We start from the raw sequence: 20,280 nt of genomic DNA on the forward strand, positions 1-20,280 counted from the left end.
GGTGAAGGCATGAGCCTGCTGCTCAAGGGTGTTCGGCCGTACGGCGAGGGCGAGCCGGTCGACGTACTCGTGCGCGACGGTGTAATCGCCTCCATCGGAACCGATCTCGGCATTATCGACGCCGAGGTCATCGACGCGCAGGGCCAGATCCTGCTGCCCGGCTTCGTCGATCTGCACACCCATCTGCGCGAACCCGGCCGCGAGGACACCGAGACCATCGAAACCGGTTCCGCCGCAGCGGCACTCGGCGGTTACACCGCGGTCTTCGCCATGGCCAATACCAACCCGGTCGCCGACTCGGTGGTCGTCACCGATCACGTGTGGCGGCGTGGTCAGGAGGTCGGGCTGGTCGACGTGTACCCGGTGGGGGCGGTCACGGTCGGGCTGGAAGGTAAGCAGCTCGCCGAAATGGGCACCATGGCCGCCGGAGTCGGCGCGGTGCGCATGTTCTCCGACGACGGCCACTGCGTCTACGACCCGCTGCTCATGCGCCGCGCACTGGAGTACTCGAACTCCCTCGGCGTCTTGATCGCACAGCATGCCGAAGAGCCGCGCCTGACCAAAGGCGCTGTCGCACATGAAGGTCCGACCGCGGCCCGCCTTGGCCTCGCCGGTTGGCCGCGCGCCGCGGAAGAGTCGATCGTGGCCCGCGACGCACTGCTGGCCCGCGACGCGGATGCGCGCGTGCACATCTGCCACGCCTCCACCGCCGGCACCGTCGAGCTGGTGAAATGGGCCAAGGCCCAAGGTATTTCGATCACGGCCGAAGTCACCCCGCACCATCTGCTGCTCGACGACTCGCGCCTGGAGACCTACGACGCGGTCAACAAGGTGAACCCGCCGCTGCGCGAGGTCTCCGACACCATCGCGCTGCGGCAGGCACTCGCCGAGGGCATCCTCGACTGCGTCGCCACCGATCACGCCCCGCACGCCGAACAGGACAAGTGCTGCGAATTCGCCGCCGCCCGCCCCGGCATGCTCGGCCTGGAGACCGCGCTGTCGATCATCGTGCAGACCATGGTCGAACCCGGCCTGCTGGACTGGCGCGGTGTCGCGCGCGTGATGAGCGAGCGTCCGGCCGAAATCGTCGGACTCGACGGTCACGGCCGCCCGATCGAGGTCGGCGAGCCGGCCAATCTCACGCTGGTCGATCCGGATGCGAGCTGGACGGTGCGGGCCACCGAACTCGCCAGCATTTCGAACAACACGCCGTTCGAGGACATGACGTTCCCGGCTCGGGTGACAACGACGTTGCTCCGAGGCCGGGTAACCGCCCGTGAGGGCAAGGCGGTGGGAGGTTCGTAAGTGGAAAGAGCACTGTGGGTGGTCGGACTGCTCGCACTGTTCGCTCTGTGCATCTGGTTGATGTACCGAGGCTGGCAGAACCGTGCCGCGCGGCAGGCGGCCCGGATCGGCGAACTACCGCATGTGCCGGGTGATCTCGGCGCTCAGGTACTGGAGCCGACCACCGGACTGTATCTCGGCAGCACCATCGCACCCAGCTGGCAGGACCGGATCACGGTGGGCGACTTGGGTTTCCGGGCCGTGGCGGAACTCACGCGGTTCGAACGAGGGATTCTGCTCGAGCGCGACGGTGCGACGGTGCTCTGGATTCCGCAGGAATCCATTACCGCCGTACGGACCGAACGCGGACATGCGGGCAAGGTGATGACGGAAGATGGTGTGCTGGTAATTCGCTGGAAGCTGCCGACCGGAACCGAGATAGATACCGGTTTCCGAGGTGACGACAAGACGGTGTACCCGGCGTGGGCCAGGGCGATGACGGGAGACGACGAGGGATGACACAAGAAGCAGCAGCATTGGTGTTGGAGGACGGCCGGGTTTTCCGCGGCGCGGCCTTCGGTGCCGTGGGCGAAACACTCGGTGAGGCGGTGTTCTGCACCGCGATGACCGGGTACCAGGAGACCCTCACCGACCCCAGCTACCACCGCCAGATCGTGGTGGCCACGGCCCCGCAGATCGGCAATACCGGCTGGAACGACGAGGACGACGAATCCGGCAAGATCTGGGTCGCCGGATACGCGGTCCGCGACGCCTCGCGCGTCGCGTCGAACTGGCGCTCGACCGGCACCCTGCAGGGCCAGCTGGACCGTCAGCAGATCGTCGGCATCGCGGGCATCGACACCCGCGCCCTGGTGCGTCACCTGCGCACTCGCGGTTCGATGAAAGCGGGCATCTTCTCCGGCTCGGCGCTCGCCGATGCAGACGAACTGCTGGCCCGGGTCAACGGACAGCCCTCGATGCTGGGTGCGGATCTGGCCGAGGAGGTGAGCACCGACGCGCTGTACACGATCGAACCGAACGGCGACCCGCGCTTCACCGTCGTCGCGGTCGACCTCGGCATCAAGACCAACACCCCGCGCATGTTCGCCCAGCGCGGCATGCGGGTGCATGTGGTGCCGTCGACCGTTTCGCTGGATCAGATCCTGGAGCTGAAGCCGGACGGCGTCTTCCTGTCCAACGGTCCGGGCGACCCGGCAACCCAGGACGGCGCGGTCGCCATCACCCAGGGTGTGCTGGAGCAGGGGCTGCCGCTGTTCGGCATCTGCTTCGGCAATCAGATCCTCGGCCGCGCCTTCGGCCGCAAGACCTACAAGATGAAGTTCGGCCACCGCGGCATCAATATCCCGGTCGTCGAACACGAGACCGGCCGGATTTCGATCACCGCGCAGAACCACGGCTTCGCGCTGGAGGGCGAACAGGGCGAACAGTTCGACACCCCGTTCGGCAAGGCCGAGGTCAGCCACGTGTGCGCCAATGACGGCACCGTTGAGGGCGTGCGCCTGGTCGACGGTCGCGCATTCTCGGTTCAGTACCACCCGGAAGCCGCCGCCGGACCCCATGACGCCGCCTATCTCTTCGACCGTTTCGCCGGTCTCATGGAAGGAGCCTGATGCCTCGCCGCGAGGATCTCAAGCACATCCTGGTGATCGGCTCCGGTCCGATCGTCATCGGCCAGGCCTGCGAATTCGACTATTCCGGCACCCAGGCGTGCCGGGTGCTGCGTGCCGAGGGCCTGCGGGTATCGCTGGTGAATTCCAACCCGGCGACCATCATGACCGATCCAGAGTTCGCCGATTCGACCTATGTGGAACCGATTACGCCGGAGTTCGTCGAGAAGGTCATCGAAAAGGAGCGCCCCGACGCCATTCTCGCCACTCTCGGTGGGCAGACCGCGCTGAATACCGCGGTCGCCCTGCACGAGCGCGGAGTGCTGCAGAAATACAACGTCGAGCTGATCGGCGCCGATTTCGAGGCCATCCAGCGCGGTGAGGACCGGCAGAAGTTCAAGGACATCGTCGCCAAGGTCGGTGGCGAGAGCGCCCGTTCGCGGGTCTGCCACACCATGGACGAGGTCCGCGAAACCGTCACTGAACTGGGCTTTCCGGTGGTCGTGCGGCCGTCGTTCACGATGGGCGGGCTCGGCTCGGGCATGGCCTACAACGACGAGGACCTCGATCGGATCGCGGGCGGCGGTCTGGCGGCTTCGCCGACGGCCAATGTGCTCATCGAGGAATCCATCCTGGGTTGGAAGGAATACGAACTCGAGTTGATGCGCGACGGCCGCGACAATGTCGTGGTGGTCTGCTCGATCGAGAATGTGGACCCGATGGGTGTGCACACCGGTGATTCGGTCACCGTCGCACCCGCCATGACCTTGACCGACCGCGAATACCAGCGGTTGCGCGACCTGGGCATCGATATCCTGCGCGAGGTCGGCGTCGACACCGGTGGCTGCAACATCCAGTTCGCGGTTAATCCGGCCGACGGACGCCTGATCGTCATCGAGATGAACCCACGCGTCTCGCGCTCGTCCGCATTGGCTTCCAAGGCAACGGGTTTCCCGATCGCCAAGATCGCCGCCAAGCTGGCCATCGGCTACACCCTGGACGAGATCGTCAACGACATCACCAAGGAAACCCCGGCCTGTTTCGAGCCGACCCTGGACTATGTGGTCGTCAAGGCGCCGCGCTTCGCCTTCGAGAAGTTCCCCGGCGCCGACGCCACGCTGACCACCACCATGAAGTCGGTCGGCGAGGCGATGTCGCTGGGTCGCAACTTCGCCGAAGCACTCGGCAAGGTGCTGCGCTCGCTGGAGACCAAGGCCGCCGGCTTCTGGACCCAGGGCGACGGCAACTGGACCGATACCGAAGCCATTCTCGAAGACCTGCGCACCCCAACCGAGGGACGCATCTACCAGGTCGAGCGGGCGCTGCGGCTGGGCGTGAGCATCGAGGACGTCGCCGCGGCCTCCGGCATCGACCCCTGGTTCGTCGCCGAGGTGGCCGGACTGGTCGAGCTGCGCCGAGAAATCATCGACGCACCCGTACTCGACGAGCCGCTGCTGCGCCGGGCCAAGCACTATGGACTCTCCGATCGCCAGATCGCCGCGCTGCGACCCGAATTGGCGGGTGAGACCGGCGTGCGCGCACTGCGTCATCGGCTCGGTATTCGTCCGGTCTTCAAGACCGTGGACACCTGCGCCGCGGAGTTCGAGGCCAAAACCCCGTATCACTACTCGACCTACGAACTCGATCCGGCCGCCGAGTCGGAGGTCTCGCCGCAGCGCGAACGCGACAAGGTGATCATCCTGGGTTCCGGGCCGAACCGGATCGGCCAGGGCATCGAGTTCGATTACTCGTGTGTCCATGCGGCGCAGACGCTTTCGCAGGCCGGATACGAGACCGTCATGGTCAACTGCAACCCGGAAACCGTCTCCACCGACTACGACACCGCCGACCGGCTCTACTTCGAACCGCTGACCTTCGAGGATGTGCTCGAGGTCTACCACGCCGAAACCGAGTCCGGCACCGTCGCCGGGGTAATCGTGCAGCTCGGCGGCCAGACCCCGCTGGGGCTGGCGCAGCGCCTCACCGACGCCGGTGTGCCGGTGGTCGGCACCAGCGCCGCCGCCATCGACCTGGCCGAGGATCGCGGCGAATTCGGTGACGTCCTGGTCGCCGCGGGCCTGCCCGCACCGAAGTACGGCACCGCGACCACCTTCGCGCAGGCCAAGAAGATCGCCGCAGGCATCGGCTACCCGGTGCTGGTGCGCCCGTCCTACGTGCTCGGCGGTCGCGGTATGGAGATCGTCTACGACGAGGACTCGCTGGAGGGCTACATCTCCCGGGCCACCGAACTGAGTCCGGAACATCCGGTGCTGGTCGACCGGTTCCTGGAAGACGCCATCGAGATCGACGTCGACGCGCTCTGCGACGGTGACGAGGTCTACCTCGGCGGTGTGATGGAGCACATCGAAGAGGCGGGCATCCACTCCGGCGACTCCGCCTGCGCACTGCCGCCGATCACTCTGGGCCGCAGCGATATCGAGGCGGTGCGCCGCTCCACCATCGCGCTGGCCAAGGGTATCGGCGTCAAGGGCCTGCTCAATGTGCAGTACGCGCTCAAGGACGATGTGCTCTACGTACTCGAGGCGAATCCGCGGGCTAGCCGCACGGTTCCGTTCGTCTCCAAGGCCACCGCGGTGCCGCTGGCCAAGGCGGCCGCACGGATCACCATGGGCGCCACCATCGCCGAACTGCGCAAGGAGGGCATGCTGCCCGCCGAGGGCGACGGCGGCCACGTGCCGCTCGACGCACCCGTCGCGGTGAAGGAGGCGGTGCTGCCGTTCCACCGGTTCCGCAAGGCCGACGGCAGCGGTGTGGATTCGCTGCTTTCGCCGGAGATGAAGTCCACCGGTGAGGTCATGGGCATCGACGCCGATTTCGGCACCGCCTTCGCCAAGAGCCAGGCCGCGGCCTACGGTTCGCTGCCGACCGAGGGCACCGTGTTCGTCTCGATCGCCAACCGGGACAAGCGCGCCATGGTGTTCCCGGTGAAGCGCCTCAACGACCTCGGCTTCCGCATCCTGGCCACCGAGGGCACCGCGGAAATGCTGCGCCGCAACGGAATTCCGTGCGAACAGGTGCGCAAGCACTCCGAGGAGGGGCCGGCCGACCAGCCGACCATCGTGGAGCAGATCCGCGACGGCGAGGTCGACATGGTGTTCAACACCCCCTACGGCAACTCCGGGCCGCGCGTGGACGGTTACGAGATCCGCACGGCGGCGGTCGGGGTGAACATCCCGTGCATCACCACGGTGCAGGGTGCGGCCGCGGCCGTGCAGGGCATCGAGGCGAGCATCAATGGCGGCATCGGGGTGCGCTCGCTGCAGGAACTGCATTCGGTGCTGCGTGGCTGACGAAGGAGATGGTGCGGTGAAGACCTTCGGTGCCCGATTGCGGCACGCCATGCGGCATCTCGGGCCGCTGTGCGTCGGCATCGATCCGCATCCCGGCCTGCTCCGATCGTGGGGTCTCACCGACGATGTCGACGGTGTCGAGGCCTTCGCCGAGATCTGCGTCGAGGCTTTCGACGGCCGGGTCGCGCTGATCAAACCGCAGGTCGCCTTCTTCGAGGCTTATGGTTCCGGTGGAATCGCGGTGCTCGAGCGCACCATCGAGGTGCTGCGCGCCTCGGGCACCCTGGTGCTCGCCGATGCCAAGCGCGGCGATATCGGCTCGACCATGGATGCCTACGCGCGGACCTGGCTCGCCGACGGCACGCTCGGCTCGGATGCGGTGACGGTCTCGCCGTATCTCGGATTCGGTTCCCTCGCACCGGCTTTGACGCTCGCGGAGGCGAACGGGCGCGGTGTCTTCGTACTCGCCGCCACCTCGAATCCCGAAGGTGCACAGGTGCAGCGGGCAGTAGCGGCGGACGGTCGCACGATCGCGCAGACCATGGTGGATGCGGCGGCACAGTGCAATGCGGGCCAGGAATTCGGCTCGGTCGGCATTGTGCTCGGCGCCACCCTCACCGAAGCGCCGGATCTCGCCGAGCTCAACGGCCCGATCCTGATGCCGGGCGTCGGCGCGCAGGGTGGCGGTCCGGAAACCGTGCGTGAGCTGGTGCCGGAGCAGTCGTTGCACGCCGCGGTGCCGACCGTTTCGCGCGAGGTGCTCGGCGCCGGTCCATCCGTGTCGGCACTGCGTGCCAAGGTGAGCGCGCTGCAGGAGGAGTTCGCCTTCCTGCGGCGATGACGCGTGACGATTGCGATGGACCGACGCTTCGGCGTCGGTCCATTTCGCGTTTCGGGCGAGGTGGGCACGCTGATCGGGGATGACGTGTCATATCGAACAGCTGTGCGGCCCGCTGCGCCGATTTTCCCGCCATCGGGCACCCGGGTGGCCGAGGCGGCGTCCTGATCGATCACGGAGCCAACTGGACCGGCACAGAGTGCCGTTCGCTCGCGCCGTGCTGTGGTCCAGGCGAATGCCAGGACTTTGTGGCGATCCGCGGGTCCGGTGTCGGTTCGGGCGGTCCGGAAGCCGGAAATCGGTCATTTCGAGCCTCCGACACGCGCAAGAACAACGCGACACGCGGAAAAATCCCAGAAAATTCCAGGTCGGACACGTGACCGGTTGCTGGTCCTGTGCAGGTTGGCGCCGCAACCACTCCGCTAACCCGCTTTCGGTATGAAAAAGCCCTGCTAGCGGGGCATTTCGAGATTTCGGCGGTAGGATCGCCGCAGCGATCGACGTGCTGTGCGCATCCCGCCGGGCCCACCCTTACGACATCGGCGAATCATGCGCTGACCTGGGGGGTGGGTTCGCAATCGGGCAACGTCGTGGGTACGGTCGCTGAGACTGCTGGGTTACCGGCAGGAGTTGATGCAATGAACGATGAGACGGAGGAACCGTGGCCCTTCCCCAGCTGACTGACGAGCAGCGCGCCGCTGCTTTGGAGAAGGCGGCTGCCGCTCGCCGTGCTCGGGCGGAGCTCAAGGAGCGCCTGAAGCGTGGCGGCACCGACCTGAAGCAGGTCCTCACCGACGCCGAAACCGACGAGATCCTCGGCAAGATGAAGGTGTCGGCGCTGCTGGAGGCCCTGCCCAAGGTGGGCAAGGTCAAGGCGGCGGAGATCATGAGCGAGCTGGAGATCGCCCCCACCCGGCGTCTGCGCGGACTGGGTGATCGGCAGCGCAAGGCGCTGCTCGCCCGATTCGACTTCGCCTGACCACCAAGGTGGTCGAACACACGCGGAAGGGTCGACTGGTAGTACTGGTCGGCCCCTCGGCCGTGGGCAAGTCGACCGTGGTCCGCTGCGTCCGCGAGCGACTGCCCCAACTGGTCTTCAGCGTGTCGGCGACAACCCGGGCCCCCCGGCCCGGGGAGGTCGACGGCCGCGACTACCGGTTTGTGTCCCGGGAGGAGTTCGACGCCATGATCGCGGCGGGCGAACTCCTCGAGTGGGCTGATATCCACGGGGGGTTGCAGCGCTCGGGTACACCGGCGAAACCGGTGCGTGACGCACTTGCCTGCGGCCTGCCGGTGCTCGTCGAGGTGGACCTCGAGGGCGCGCGGTCGGTGCGCAAGGCCATGCCGGCGGCGCTGCTGGTATTTCTCGCCCCGCCCAGCTGGGAGGAACTGGTTTCCCGGCTGACCGCGCGGGGTACCGAATCACCCGAGGTGATCGCCCGCAGGTTGGAGACCGCCAGGACGGAATTGGCGGCCTGTGACGAGTTCGACATCGTCATAGTGAACGACGAGGTGACCAGCGCCTGTGAGCAGTTGGTATCGTTGTTCGTTAGCACAAATTCGAGTTCGTGACCCGCACTCTCGGAAAAACCACCCAGCCCGAAGAACCGATCCCCGCAGGAGCCCTCTCAGTGAGCAGTACGGACATCAAGCCCGCGCCCGCATACGACACTCCGGTCGGCCTCACCAACCCGCCGATCGACGAGTTGCTCGAGCGCACGTCGTCCAAGTACGCGCTGGTGATCTACGCGGCCAAGCGGGCCCGTCAGATCAACGACTACTACAACCAGCTCGGCGACGGCATCCTCGAATACGTCGGCCCGCTGGTCGAGCCGGGTCTGCAGGAGAAGCCGCTGTCGGTCGCGATGCGTGAGATCCACTCCGACCTGCTCGAGCACTCCGAAGGCGAGTAACAACCACATCTAGGCCGGAGGCGTAGTGACCACACGGATCGTCGTCGGCGTCGGCGGAGGGATCGCCGCCTATAAGGCCTGTTCGATCGTGCGCCGGTTCACCGAGACCGGGCACCAGGTACGGGTGATCCCCACCGAGTCGGCGCTGCAGTTCGTCGGTAAGGCAACCTTCGAGGCGCTGTCCGGGAATCCGGTGCACACCGATGTGTTCACCGATGTCCCCGAGGTGCCGCATGTGCGGTTGGGCCAGGAGGCGGACCTTGTGGTCATCGCTCCGGCGACCGCCGATCTGATGGCGCGTGCCGCACAGGGCCGCGCCGACGATCTACTCACCGCCACCTTGCTGACGGCCCGATGTCCGGTGTTGTTCGCGCCCGCGATGCATACCGAGATGTGGGAGCATCCGGCCACCGTCGCCAATGTCGCGACGCTGCGCGCGCACGGTGCGATCGTCATGGAACCCGCGTCGGGCCGGTTGACCGGTACCGATACGGGACCCGGCCGGTTGCCCGAGCCCGAGGAGATCTTCGGGCTGGCGACGCTGCTGCTGGAACGCGCCGACGCCATCCCGCGTGATCTGGCGGGCCGTCGCGTGGTGATCACCGCGGGCGGCACAAGGGAACCGCTGGATCCGGTGCGTTTCCTCGGCAATCGCAGCTCCGGCAAGCAGGGCTACGCATTGGCCAGGGTCGCCGCGCAGCGCGGCGCCCACGTCACGTTGATCGCGGGCAACACGATCGAGATGGCCGCACCCGCCGCCGTCGATCTGGTGCACATCACCACCGCCGAACAGCTCAAGACCGCCGTCGAGAAGCATGCGCTCGGTGCGGACGCGGTGATCATGGCCGCGGCCGTCGCCGACTTCCGGCCGACCACCGTGGCCGCGGCCAAGATCAAGAAGGGCGCGCACGAGCCCGACGTGATCCCGCTGACCAAGACCGACGATATTCTCGCCGGACTCGTTCAGTCGCGACGTGATGGTCAGCTACCCGGAACCGCGATCGTCGGGTTCGCCGCCGAGACCGGTGACGAGCACGGCGATGTGCTCACGCACGCGCGGGCCAAACTGGCGCGTAAGGGCTGTGATCTGCTGGTCGTCAACGCGGTCGGCGAGGGCAAGGCGTTCGAGGTCGACACCAACGACGGCTGGCTACTCGGTGCCGACGGCACCGAACAGGCGCTCGACCACGGATCGAAGGCATTGCTCGCGAGCCGGGTGCTGGACGCGCTCGGTCCGCTGCTGCGCTGAGACCCGTTGCGGCGCTTGGTTTGTGCTGTGCATCGAGGATGTCCGGTGGATACACCGCCGCGTGATGGTTAGGCTGTTGTCGACCGCAACCCGGACTGGTCGATGTGTTGGAGGCTGGAGCCCCGGCCCGACATATCGACGGATTTCAATAGTCTGAGACAGTTGCCTTTCGTCGACCCCGTCGCGTCGGTGGTTTGGAATAGTCTGAATGAAGGGTTGTGCGGTGGCCGCATCGCGTTACCGTCGCAATCCGATACGAGTAACCCGTTGAGGGAGAGGGAAGAACTGTGCCCACGTCTGGCAGCCGCCTTTTCACCAGTGAGTCCGTGACCGAAGGTCATCCGGACAAGATCTGTGACGCCATCAGCGATTCCATCCTCGACGCCCTGCTCGCGGCGGATCCGCGCAGCCGGGTCGCGGTGGAAACTCTCGTGACCACCGGCCAGGTGCACGTCGCGGGTGAGGTGACCACGTCGGCTTATGCGGATATTCCGAAAATCGTCCGCGAAAAGGTTCTGGAAATCGGATACGACTCGTCCGCAAAGGGTTTCGACGGAAATTCCTGCGGTGTGAATATTGCGATCGGCGCACAGTCGCCGGATATCGCACAGGGCGTCGACACCTCGCACGAGGCACGTACCGCCGGATCGGATGACGAGATCGAGCGGCAGGGCGCCGGCGACCAGGGCCTGATGTTCGGCTACGCCAACACCGACACTCCCGAGCTGATGCCGCTGCCGATCGCGCTCGCGCACCGGCTCTCACGTCGGCTGACCGAGGTTCGCAAGTCGGGTGTGCTGCCATACCTGCGTCCCGACGGCAAGACCCAGGTCACCATCGAATACGACGGCGACCGTCCGGTCCGCCTGGATACGGTCGTGATCTCCACGCAGCACGCCGCCGATATCGACCTGGACAACTTGCTGGCACCCGATATCCGCGAGAAGGTCGTCGATGTGGTGCTCGCCGATCTTGATCTGCCCGCGCCGCTGGATGTCTCCGATATTCGCCTGCTGGTGAACCCGACCGGCAAGTTCGTTCTCGGTGGTCCGATGGGCGATGCCGGCCTGACCGGCCGCAAGATCATCGTGGACACCTACGGCGGCATGGCTCGTCACGGTGGTGGGGCGTTCTCCGGTAAGGATCCTTCGAAGGTGGACCGCTCGGCTGCCTACGCCATGCGCTGGGTCGCCAAGAACGTCGTCGCGGCCGGACTCGCCGAGCGGGTCGAGGTCCAGGTCGCCTATGCCATCGGCAAGGCCGCACCGGTCGGTCTGTTCGTAGAAACCTTCGGCACCGAGAAGGTGGATCCGGCGCGCATCGCCACGGCCATCACCGAGGTCTTCGATCTGCGTCCCGGCGCGATCATCCGCGACCTCGACCTGCTGCGCCCGATCTACGCGCCGACCGCCGCGTACGGCCACTTCGGCCGCACCGACGTCGACCTGCCCTGGGAGCACACCGACCGGGCCGACAAGCTGCGCGCGGCCGTCGGCCTGTAGGAGTAGCCGCTATGGATAAGCCGACCCGCCCTGGGAGGCCCTGCCTGATGCGCGCGGACAAGTTGCGCGCAGCCGTCGGCCTGTAGGCATATCGGGGCCCGCGTGCACGAACCCACAGCGGACCTCACCGCCGTGGCTTCCGCAGGGGCGGGAGCCACGGCAACGCACGATTCGACAGCAGCGGGACACCCGATCGCCCGGGTACTCCCGCTGCTTTCGCCTGCTCACCTGGACCGAGACTTCGACTATCTGGTCCCTCCTGAGCTGGACGAAATCGCCCAACCCGGCGTCCGAGTCCGCGTCCGTTTCGCGGGCCGCCTCGTCGACGGGTATCTGCTGGCCCGCCTGTCGCACAGCGACCACACCGGGAAAATGGTCAAACTCGAACGCGTGGTCTCCGCCGAACGCGTCCTGACCCCGGAAATCCTGAAACTGGCCACCGCTGTGGCCGCCCGCTACGCAGGGACCCGCGCGGATGTTCTACGGCTCGCGATTCCGCCTCGGCATGCGCGCACCGAGAACGGGGGCTCGAAGAAGGCGGCCGTATCGTCGTCGCCCGGCTCACCGTCGCCAGATCCCACGCTGGTGACTGACTCGGCAGCTGACGCTGTCGGGCCTGCTGAAACTCCGAATGCCGCAGCGGCGGTGGCGGATTCGCCTGACCTGCCGCCAGTGGGTGATTCGGCGACGGGGGCCGATTCTGCCGAATCCGCTGCGGCCGACGCGGCGCTCGATCATTCCGTCGATGCGCCGACACTGGGCGGCGAGGACGAGGCGGTCGACGTTCGCGATCGGTTCGGTACTGCTCGGACGCCCTCGCGCTCGGCCGATCATGTGATGGCTGCTGGTGTTGGATCGGAGTCGCTGTCGGCGGATTCGATCGAATCGGTGGAGGACGGTGTCGCGGCCGCCGACGGACGAGGGGAGATGGAACCGGAGGGTGCTGACGCGCCGGTGGGTGAGCGCGCTGTCGTTGCTGCTGAATCAGCGAATATTGTTGCGGTACTGGCCGATTCGGGTGGCATCGGGCTGCCGGACGGTGTGGAACTGCGGCCGTGGGAGCGCTACATCCATGGGGCGGCGTTTGTGTCGGCGCTGGGGCAGAGGAAAGGGGTACGGGCGGGGTGGCAGGCGGTGCCCGGGGAGGATTGGGCGCGGCGGTTGGCGGAATTGGCGGCGGTTGTCGTGGGGCGGGGGCGCAGCGCGATTCTGATGGTCCCGGATCAGCGGGATCTGGATCGCGTGCTGGCGGAATGTGTTCGGCTGGTGGGGGATTCGGCGGTCGGGTTGGCTGCGGGGTTGGGGCCGGCCGCGCGGTATCGGCGGTGGCTGGCGGCATTGCGGGGGACCGCACGGGTGATTGTCGGTACGCGCAGTGCGGTGTTCGCTCCCGCAGTTGATCTCGGGTTGATCGCGATCTGGGACGACGGCGACGACACCTATGCCGAGCCTCGAGCGCCGTATCCGCATGCGCGCGAGGTCGCGATGCTGCGGGCACATGACACCGGGGCGGCATTCGTCGCGGCAGGGTTCGCGCGGACGGCGGAGATCCAGGCCGTGGTCGATTCGGAGTGGGCGCACGACCTGGTCGCCGATCGTGCTGTGGTGCGCAAATTTTCCCCACGCATCAGCGCACCGGGTGACTCCGATATCGCGATGGAGCGTGACCCGGTCGCGCGTGCGGTCCGCATTCCCGCCGTTGGTTACGCTGCCGCGCGATCCGCGCTGAAGGAAGGTGCCGCGGTGCTGGTGCAGGTGCCGCGGCGCGGATACATCCCGGCGCTGGCCTGCGCGAAATGCCGTACGCCCGCACGATGTCGGCACTGCAATGGCCCACTTTCCTTGCCGGATGGGCGAGCTGGGCATCGCGGCGAGACCGCGCACAGTCCAGCATGTCGCTGGTGCGGTATCACCGAGGCCGCCTTCCGCTGTCCTGCTTGTGCTTCCAGAGCGCTACGAGCGGTGGTGATCGGTGCGGCCCGGACCGCCGAGGAACTCGGTCGGGCCTTTCCCGGCGTACCGATTCGCGGATCCAGCGGCGGCGCGGTACTCGACACGGTGGAACCGGGACCGCAGGTGATCGTGGCGACGGTCGGCGCCGAACCGGTGCTGCCCGGCGGCTATGGCGTCGCCCTGCTGCTCGACGGATGGGCGCTGCTGAGCCGGGCGGACCTGCGCGCCGCCGAGGACACTCTGCGTCGCTGGATGTCGGCGGCCACCCTGGTGCGCAATCACGGCCAGGTCATCGTGATGGCCGAACCTTCGCTACCCACGGTCCAGGCGCTACTGCGCTGGGATCCGGTCGGCCACGCCCGCGCCGAGGTGGCCGGCCGCGCCGAGGTCGGCTTCCCACCTGCCGTCCGCATGGCCGCCATCGACGGCACCGCCGACTCCATCGCCGAATTGCTCTCCGCCGCAAAGCTTCCCGACCATGTCGACATCCTCGGCCCGGTACCCCTCCCGCCCGGCGCCCGCAAACCCTTCGACAGCGGCGATACTCCCGCCGAAGTCGAACGCATGCTCCTGCGCGTACACCGCACCGCCGGCGCCACTCTCGCCCGCGCCCTCACGGCCGCCCAGGCCGTCCGCAGCACCCACCGCTCCGACGCCCCCCTGCGCGTCCAAATCGACCCGGTCGATATCGGCTGATCCCCCGACGAGACCGTCGCGCTCATCGTCGCCGGCGACCACGCCCAACTCGCCCAGAGAACGGGCGCGAACAAGCAAGAGCGCGGTCCTGTGAACTTGAAAGCCGTCTGTGGTTGACCTGGCCACCTGGTAGGCCGCCCGGGACGAGCTGCTGGTCCGCGAGAAGGCCCACACCCGGGCGGGCGACGCCCTCGCCGCGGCCCGACCAGCTGCCCGGTACCGCAGTGGTCTCGCCCTGGCACGACCCCCGTGTAGACCCGCGGCCGGGACGGCGACCACCACTGACGCGGCTTCGTTCGACGACAAGCTGCTCTCCCTCGGCGCCGATGTACGAGATCGCGAGGGCGAGTACCAGATTCGAGTTGGCGGCGAAGGTCAGCCGAAGATGGCGCGATTGCGTTGCGCCCATTCGGCATACGATGTCGCGGGCCGTCCGAGCACCCGCTCGACATCGGTGCTGACCTGCTGCTCGGCCGGTGTCGGCGCGCCGAGGATATCGAGCGTGCCATCCGCCACATCCTCTGGCATGAATCGCAACATGCCGGAACGCGCCTGATCACGGGTCAATTCGACGAATTGCAACGAAATTCCCAACGCCTCTTCGACGGCTTGGGCCTGCTTGCGCGGACTGATCGCGGCGGGACCGGTCAGTTCATAGGTGCGTCCGGAGTGGCCGTCGGTGCGTAATACGGTTGCGGCGACCTCGGCGATATCTTCGGGATCGATGGCGGGCAGTGCGGTATCGGCGAAGGGGGCGGCAATCACCTGCTCGGCCCGGATCGACTCGATCCACGCGTAGGTGTTGGAGAAGAATCCGGTGGGCCGCAGGATCGTCCAGTCCAACTCCGATCGCTGCAGCGCGGACTCGAACGCATGCAGTCGAGCATGTGAGGCCAGTCCGGGCCGGGTACCCGTCGCCTGCGACGACAGCAGCACCACCTTCTTGACTCCACCCGCCGCGGCGACCTCGATGAACCGCGCCGGATGGGGTCCGGTAACCAGCTGCGGCCCGGTCAGCAGCAGGAAGAGCGCATCCGCGTTTTCGACTGCGGGGGAGAGGCTTTCGGGATCGGCGAGATCGGCCCGCCGATGCCGCACGCCGTCGGGCACGACGATGTCCTGATTCCCGCGGGATACGGCGGTCACCTGCGCACCGGCGGCGGCGAGGTGGCGCACGAGGGTACGTCCGATATTGCCGGTCGCTCCGGTCACTACGATCACGTTCACTCCTGAGTTAGTTGGCTGACTTAAGCGAAGGTAGCCGATGGATCCGATGCTTGTCTATAGTTAGTTGTGTGACTAACTCAGTCGAAGGTCGGCGCGCGACGCCCAAGGCGGGCAAGCGTGAACGCCTCGCCGCCGCGGCCGCTCAGGTGTTTCACGAGCAGGGCGTCGAGAAGACGACCATCGGCGATATCGCGCGGGTCGCCGATGTTCCGCTCGGCAATGTGTACTACTACTTCAAGACCAAGGATCAGCTGGTCGAGGCGGCACTCGGCGCGCACGCGCAGACGCTGCAGGAGTTGATTGCCGTGCTCGAGCAGTACGACGAGCCGCAAGACCGGCTGCAGGCGCTGGTCCGAGGCTGGGTGGACCAGCGTGACCGCGCCGTGCAATTCGGATGCCCCACTGGGACTTTGGCCTCGGAGCTGGGTAAACGTGGCGACGGCCTGGAGTTGGCGTCAGCGGCGAGTATTCGCACGCTGCTCGACTGGATCGAGCAGCAGTTCACGGCAATGGGTCGCGTGGATGCGGGGGAACTCGCGGTTGCGCTGTTCGCCGCCTATCAGGGGATCTCGTTGCTGACCAATACCTTCCGTGATCCGGAACTCATGGTGACCGAGGGGCATCGGCTCGAGCGCTGGATCGATTCGCTTGCGCCATAGTGGAGTTTTCCCGGGTTGATGAGCGCCTGGTCGGTAACTCTCGGTTCGCGACGCCGAGACGCTGGCGAGTGTCCGGCTGCCACACCGTGTTCCGTCGGGCTTCCGCGGAGTTGGGTGCCGGCCGCCACTTGTGTCCTGACTTGCATGCGACATTCGGCGGTGACTTGTTCCACCAGGGCAAACCGCTCATCTGACCAGTCGCTATGCGGGCCGCGCATCGACCGATGCGCGGCCCATTCCTAGTTTCAGAGCGCCCGGTCGGTTCGTGTCGCCGATCACCCTTGCATGCGATGCATTGCCGATATATCGTCGATAGCATGAGATATACACGAGGGCCCAAGGAGGCTGACATGGAGAACATCGAATACGGAGAATTCAGAGGTCGTGGTCGCTGGCGGAAGCCTGGTCACGACGAGGGCGACGCCGGTCGTCGCCAGCATCGCCGCGGTGGGCGGCACGGTTTCGGACCCGAGTTCGGACCGGGCTTCGGTCCTGGTTTCGGGCCCGGCTTCGGTCCGGGATTCGGACGTGGGCGTGGCCGCGGTGGCCGCGGCAGGCGCGGTGACGTGCGTGCCGCGGTGTTGTTGCTGCTCACCGAGCGTCCGATGCACGGCTACGAGCTGATCCAGCAGATCAGGGAGCGCAGCGACGATGTCTGGCGCCCGAGCCCGGGATCCATCTACCCGGCGCTCGCGCAGCTCGAGGACGAGGGTCTGGTGCTCATCGAGAAGGTCGCCGGTCGCAAGACCGCGAAGCTCACCGACGCGGGCGAGACCTACGTCGCCGAGCATCGGGACGAACTCGGCGATCCCTGGGCCGATGTCAAGGAGGACGTCGGCACTCAGGCGATGGATCTGCGTGCGCTGATCGGACAGCTGATGGGTGCGGCCGCTCAGGTCGCGGCGGCGGGTACTCCGCAACAGGCGGCTCGGGCCGCGGAGGTGCTCACCGATGCGCGTAAATCGCTATACCGCATTCTCGCCGAGGACGACGCCCCCGAAAAGTGATGGCAGTGTGAAACGCCGCCTGAGCGTGCACTTTTCGAGCGGATCGGGTACATCATTGTGATATGGAACAGCCGAGCGGTCAGTGGGGTTGGGGAGTATCACAGTTCAGGCGCGTAGTGTCTGCCGGCGTCTTGGCCGGAGCCGTCTTCTTCGGCTCCGGCGCGGCACCCATAGCAAGTGCCGAACCGGCTGATCCTGCGCCGGTGAGTGGCCAGATCGCCGGATATCGCCCGCCGGATGTACCCACCCAGATCGGTCCGTCCCAATCGGACCATCTGGCCGCGGCGGTGTATCAGAAGGCGCACAAGAACGTTGCCCCGGCTGGTACCAACAACTTCGACTGCAAGCCGACCGCCGAACATCCCCGCCCGGTCGTCCTGGCGCACGGCACCGATTCCTCGGCGTACTCCGACTGGGCGGCCATCGGCCCGCAGATCTCGGCGCTCGGCTTCTGTGTCTTCGCACTCAACTATGGCGGTGCACCGGGCAAAGACACCTGGGGCACCGAGGACATGTGGGTGAGCGCCTACCAGTTCGGCGCATTCGTCGACCAGGTACTGGCCGCCACCAATGCCACCCAGGTCGATATCGTCGGATTTTCCCAGGGCGCCAACGTCACTCGCTACTACGTGAACAAGCTCGGTGGCGCGCCGAAGGTCGGTCAATGGATCGGCCTCGCATCGCCGAGCTACGGCGGGGTGATGTATGGACTGGTGCCGGTGGCGCAGGCGATTCCGGGTGCGCTGCAGGCCTTCGCGCAGGTCACCTCACTCGCGGCGGTGCAGCAGGTGCAGGGCTCGCCGCTGATGGTCGAACTCAATGCGGGCGGTGACACGGTGCCCGGCCCGCACTATGTGACCATCGGCAGCCGCGTCGACGAGATGATCCAGCCGTTCAGCAATATCGCACTGCACGGCCCGAACGTGGAGAACATCGCACTGCAGGACGAATGCGCGATCGACCAGACCGGTCACTTCCACATGGTCTACGACCCATTCGTGCAGGAACTATTGCTGCGGACGCTGGACCCGGTCCACGCACCGGCTCCGACGTGCCGAGAGGTGCCGCTCGGCACCGGCATTCCCGAGGTCATCATCGCCGGACATTCCTGACGGCCGCCGTTCGGTCGACCGGGCGGAGTGTCGACCCTCCGCCCGGCTCGGCCGTCCATGCCGGGCTTACGCCGTATGGGAGGATGCGTAAGTGGCGGCCGAAGTCGAGTCTCGAATCCCATTGAGCCGGATGCGAGTACTTTCCACGGCAATCGGCGTCGCTGACACGAGTGGTATCGAAGCGCTGACGATGCGTCGGTTGGCGGAACTGCTCGGGGTCGAGGCGATGTCGCTATATCACCACGTGGCCAACAAGGAAGACGTGCTGGACGGCGTCGTCGACGTCATCGCGGGGGAGATCAACGAGGTCGTTGCCGACATCGATGTGCCCGCTGCCGGCGCCGCGTGGAAGCAGGCCGTGCGGCAGCGGATTCTGTCCGCACGCGAGGTGCTGCTCCGACATCCTTGGGCGCCGGGTGTTTTCCAGACGCGGACCAATACCAGCCAGGCAGTGCTGCGCTACTACGACGGCCTGCTCGGGCTGATGCGCGAAGGCGGCTTCTCCTACGACCAGACCCATCACGCGATGCATGTGCTCGGTAGTCGGGCACTGGGTTTCACCCAGGAGTTGTTCGATCCCGGCGACGGGCCGATGGATGCCGAAGCCATGGCCGCGCTCGATGGAATGGCCGAGGCGCTGCCGAATCTGGTCGGGATGTTGCGAGAGGTCGCCCACGACGATCCGGACTCGACGCTGGGTTGGTGTGATGACCAATTCGAATTCGAATTCGCGCTGGATCTGATTCTCGACGGTCTCGACCGCCTGCGTGAGACTGCTTGATCTGCAACGACTTCGGTCGGCATCACTCGCGGCAGCCATTGACGCGCCTTACAACGTAAGGGTACCTTACGTTGTAAGGCGCATGAGCGCGGGCGGCGTCTCGGTGCCGAGATCTGAGGAGAACATGATGAAGGCCTATGCCCTTCGCGCATTCGGACCACCGGAACAGCTGGCTCTCACCGATATCGACCAGCCGGCACCGGCCGAAGACGAGGTATTGGTTCGCGTGCGTGCCACCTCGGTCCAGCCCTATGACTGGCACTTCCTACGCGGCGAGCCGTATATCGCGCGGCTGATGAGTGGCGGCGTCGGATTGCGCAAGCCGTCCATCGCCATCCTTGGCGCGGACGTGGCGGGAGTGGTCGAAGCTGTCGGCACAGCGGTTACCGGATTCCAGCCCGGCGACGAGGTATTCGCGATGCTCAAAGGGGGCGGCTTCGCCGAGTACGTATGCGTGCGGGAAAACGAATTGGCGCCGAAGCCCGAGAACCTGTCGTTCGAGCAGGCGGCCGCGGTACCGCTGGCGGCCAATACCGCACTGGTGGCCCTGCGTGACGAGGGACGGATCCAGCCCGGGCAGCGGGTATTGATCAACGGTGCGTCGGGAGGTGTCGGCACGTTCGCCGTACAACTCGCGCATGCGTTCGGCGCGGTGGTCACCGGTATCTGTGGCACGCGGAACATGGAGCTGATCCGCTCGCTCGGGGCGGATGCGGTAATCGACTACACCGCAGCGGATTTCACGCGCAGCGGGCAGCGCTACGACCTGCTGGTGGATATCGCGGGAAGCCGCTCGATGTCGGCATGTCGCCGTGTGCTGACCGCCAAGGGCACCTATGTCGCGGTCGGCGGGCCGGCGGGTCGTTGGGTGCAACCCGCCGGACGGATGTTCGCGGCGTTGGCGCTCGCGCCGTTCATCTCGCAGCGAGTCGCGCTGGCGGAGGTCACGCGATGCACTCGCAACAGGGAAAACCTCATGGAGCTTACCGAGCTCATCGAGGACGGAAAGATCACCCCGGTTATCGACCGGACATATCCCTTCACCGAAATACCGGCGGCCGTGCGCTACCAGGAGGAAGGCCATGCCACCGGAAAGGTGGTCGTGGTCGACGACTAGCGG

17 protein-coding genes are annotated in these 20,280 nt (G+C 66.5%); 16 read left to right on the forward strand and 1 reads right to left on the reverse strand.

Annotation, left to right across the window (positions count from 1 at the left end; all coding sequences use genetic code 11):
* Positions 1 to 9 precede the first annotated feature (9 nt).
* The 11 genes from ACQPYR_RS16760 to ACQPYR_RS16810 all read left to right on the forward strand — a co-directional run bounded on the left by ACQPYR_RS16760 (position 10) and on the right by ACQPYR_RS16810 (position 14,374).
* The gene (locus ACQPYR_RS16760) at positions 10 to 1,305 is read left to right on the forward strand and encodes a dihydroorotase (RefSeq protein WP_433633225.1); all 1,296 of its coding nucleotides are present in this window, start codon (positions 10 to 12) and stop codon (positions 1,303 to 1,305) included.
* On the forward strand, positions 1,306 to 1,803 hold the full coding sequence (locus ACQPYR_RS16765; protein ID WP_433633227.1) for a transporter: 498 nt from the start codon (positions 1,306 to 1,308) through the stop codon (positions 1,801 to 1,803).
* Positions 1,800 to 2,915, forward strand: a complete 1,116-nt coding sequence (gene carA / locus ACQPYR_RS16770) for a glutamine-hydrolyzing carbamoyl-phosphate synthase small subunit (RefSeq protein ID WP_433633229.1) — start codon at positions 1,800 to 1,802, stop codon at positions 2,913 to 2,915. The genes ACQPYR_RS16765 and carA overlap by 4 nt, the downstream gene beginning before the upstream one ends.
* A complete protein-coding gene (gene carB / locus ACQPYR_RS16775) occupies positions 2,915 to 6,223 on the forward strand; it encodes a carbamoyl-phosphate synthase large subunit (protein ID WP_433633231.1) in 3,309 nt (1,102 codons plus the stop codon). The genes carA and carB overlap by 1 nt, the downstream gene beginning before the upstream one ends.
* A gap of 16 nt (positions 6,224 to 6,239) precedes the next feature.
* A complete protein-coding gene (gene pyrF / locus ACQPYR_RS16780; RefSeq protein ID WP_433633233.1) occupies positions 6,240 to 7,064 on the forward strand; it encodes an orotidine-5'-phosphate decarboxylase in 825 nt (274 codons plus the stop codon).
* Between the two features lie 658 nt (positions 7,065 to 7,722).
* Entirely contained in the window at positions 7,723 to 8,040 is a 318-nt protein-coding gene (gene mihF, locus ACQPYR_RS16785) for an integration host factor, actinobacterial type (protein ID WP_062993489.1), read from the forward strand.
* Between the two features lie 8 nt (positions 8,041 to 8,048).
* Positions 8,049 to 8,633 carry a guanylate kinase gene (gene gmk, locus ACQPYR_RS16790; RefSeq protein ID WP_433633235.1) on the forward strand — a complete coding sequence of 195 codons (585 nt, stop codon included), beginning with the start codon at positions 8,049 to 8,051 and terminating at the stop codon, positions 8,631 to 8,633.
* 59 nt (positions 8,634 to 8,692) lie between these two features.
* Positions 8,693 to 8,974 carry a DNA-directed RNA polymerase subunit omega gene (gene rpoZ, locus ACQPYR_RS16795; protein WP_040692158.1) on the forward strand — a complete coding sequence of 94 codons (282 nt, stop codon included), beginning with the start codon at positions 8,693 to 8,695 and terminating at the stop codon, positions 8,972 to 8,974.
* Positions 8,975 to 8,999: 25 nt separating this feature from the next.
* Positions 9,000 to 10,223 carry a bifunctional phosphopantothenoylcysteine decarboxylase/phosphopantothenate--cysteine ligase CoaBC gene (coaBC, locus tag ACQPYR_RS16800; RefSeq protein WP_063043186.1) on the forward strand — a complete coding sequence of 408 codons (1,224 nt, stop codon included), beginning with the start codon at positions 9,000 to 9,002 and terminating at the stop codon, positions 10,221 to 10,223.
* A 287-nt stretch (positions 10,224 to 10,510) separates the two neighbouring features.
* Positions 10,511 to 11,725: a methionine adenosyltransferase gene (gene metK, locus ACQPYR_RS16805; protein WP_387284559.1), complete on the forward strand. Its 1,215-nt coding sequence runs from the start codon at positions 10,511 to 10,513 to the stop codon at positions 11,723 to 11,725.
* Between the two features lie 132 nt (positions 11,726 to 11,857).
* The gene (locus tag ACQPYR_RS16810) at positions 11,858 to 14,374 is read left to right on the forward strand and encodes a primosomal protein N' (protein WP_433635154.1); all 2,517 of its coding nucleotides are present in this window, start codon (positions 11,858 to 11,860) and stop codon (positions 14,372 to 14,374) included.
* A 375-nt stretch (positions 14,375 to 14,749) separates the two neighbouring features.
* On the opposite strand, the gene ACQPYR_RS16815 is transcribed toward ACQPYR_RS16810, so the two are convergent.
* A complete protein-coding gene (locus ACQPYR_RS16815) occupies positions 14,750 to 15,595 on the reverse strand; it encodes an NAD(P)H-binding protein (protein WP_433633238.1) in 846 nt (281 codons plus the stop codon).
* A gap of 74 nt (positions 15,596 to 15,669) precedes the next feature.
* On the opposite strand from ACQPYR_RS16815, the gene ACQPYR_RS16820 reads away from it, so the two are divergent.
* The 5 genes from ACQPYR_RS16820 to ACQPYR_RS16840 all read left to right on the forward strand — a co-directional run bounded on the left by ACQPYR_RS16820 (position 15,670) and on the right by ACQPYR_RS16840 (position 20,277).
* Positions 15,670 to 16,260: a TetR/AcrR family transcriptional regulator gene (locus ACQPYR_RS16820; protein WP_433633240.1), complete on the forward strand. Its 591-nt coding sequence runs from the start codon at positions 15,670 to 15,672 to the stop codon at positions 16,258 to 16,260.
* Positions 16,261 to 16,610: 350 nt separating this feature from the next.
* Entirely contained in the window at positions 16,611 to 17,267 is a 657-nt protein-coding gene (locus ACQPYR_RS16825; protein WP_433633242.1) for a PadR family transcriptional regulator, read from the forward strand.
* A 203-nt stretch (positions 17,268 to 17,470) separates the two neighbouring features.
* Entirely contained in the window at positions 17,471 to 18,379 is a 909-nt protein-coding gene (locus ACQPYR_RS16830; RefSeq protein ID WP_433633244.1) for an esterase/lipase family protein, read from the forward strand.
* A gap of 91 nt (positions 18,380 to 18,470) precedes the next feature.
* Positions 18,471 to 19,160, forward strand: coding sequence for a TetR/AcrR family transcriptional regulator C-terminal domain-containing protein (locus ACQPYR_RS16835; RefSeq protein ID WP_433633246.1), 690 nt, complete (start codon positions 18,471 to 18,473; stop codon positions 19,158 to 19,160).
* 82 nt (positions 19,161 to 19,242) lie between these two features.
* Positions 19,243 to 20,277, forward strand: coding sequence for an NAD(P)-dependent alcohol dehydrogenase (locus ACQPYR_RS16840; protein ID WP_433633248.1), 1,035 nt, complete (start codon positions 19,243 to 19,245; stop codon positions 20,275 to 20,277).
* Positions 20,278 to 20,280: the final 3 nt, after the last annotated feature.

It is taken from the genome of Nocardia sp. CA-120079, assembly GCF_050955745.1.
GTDB lineage: Bacteria > Actinomycetota > Actinomycetes > Mycobacteriales > Mycobacteriaceae > Nocardia.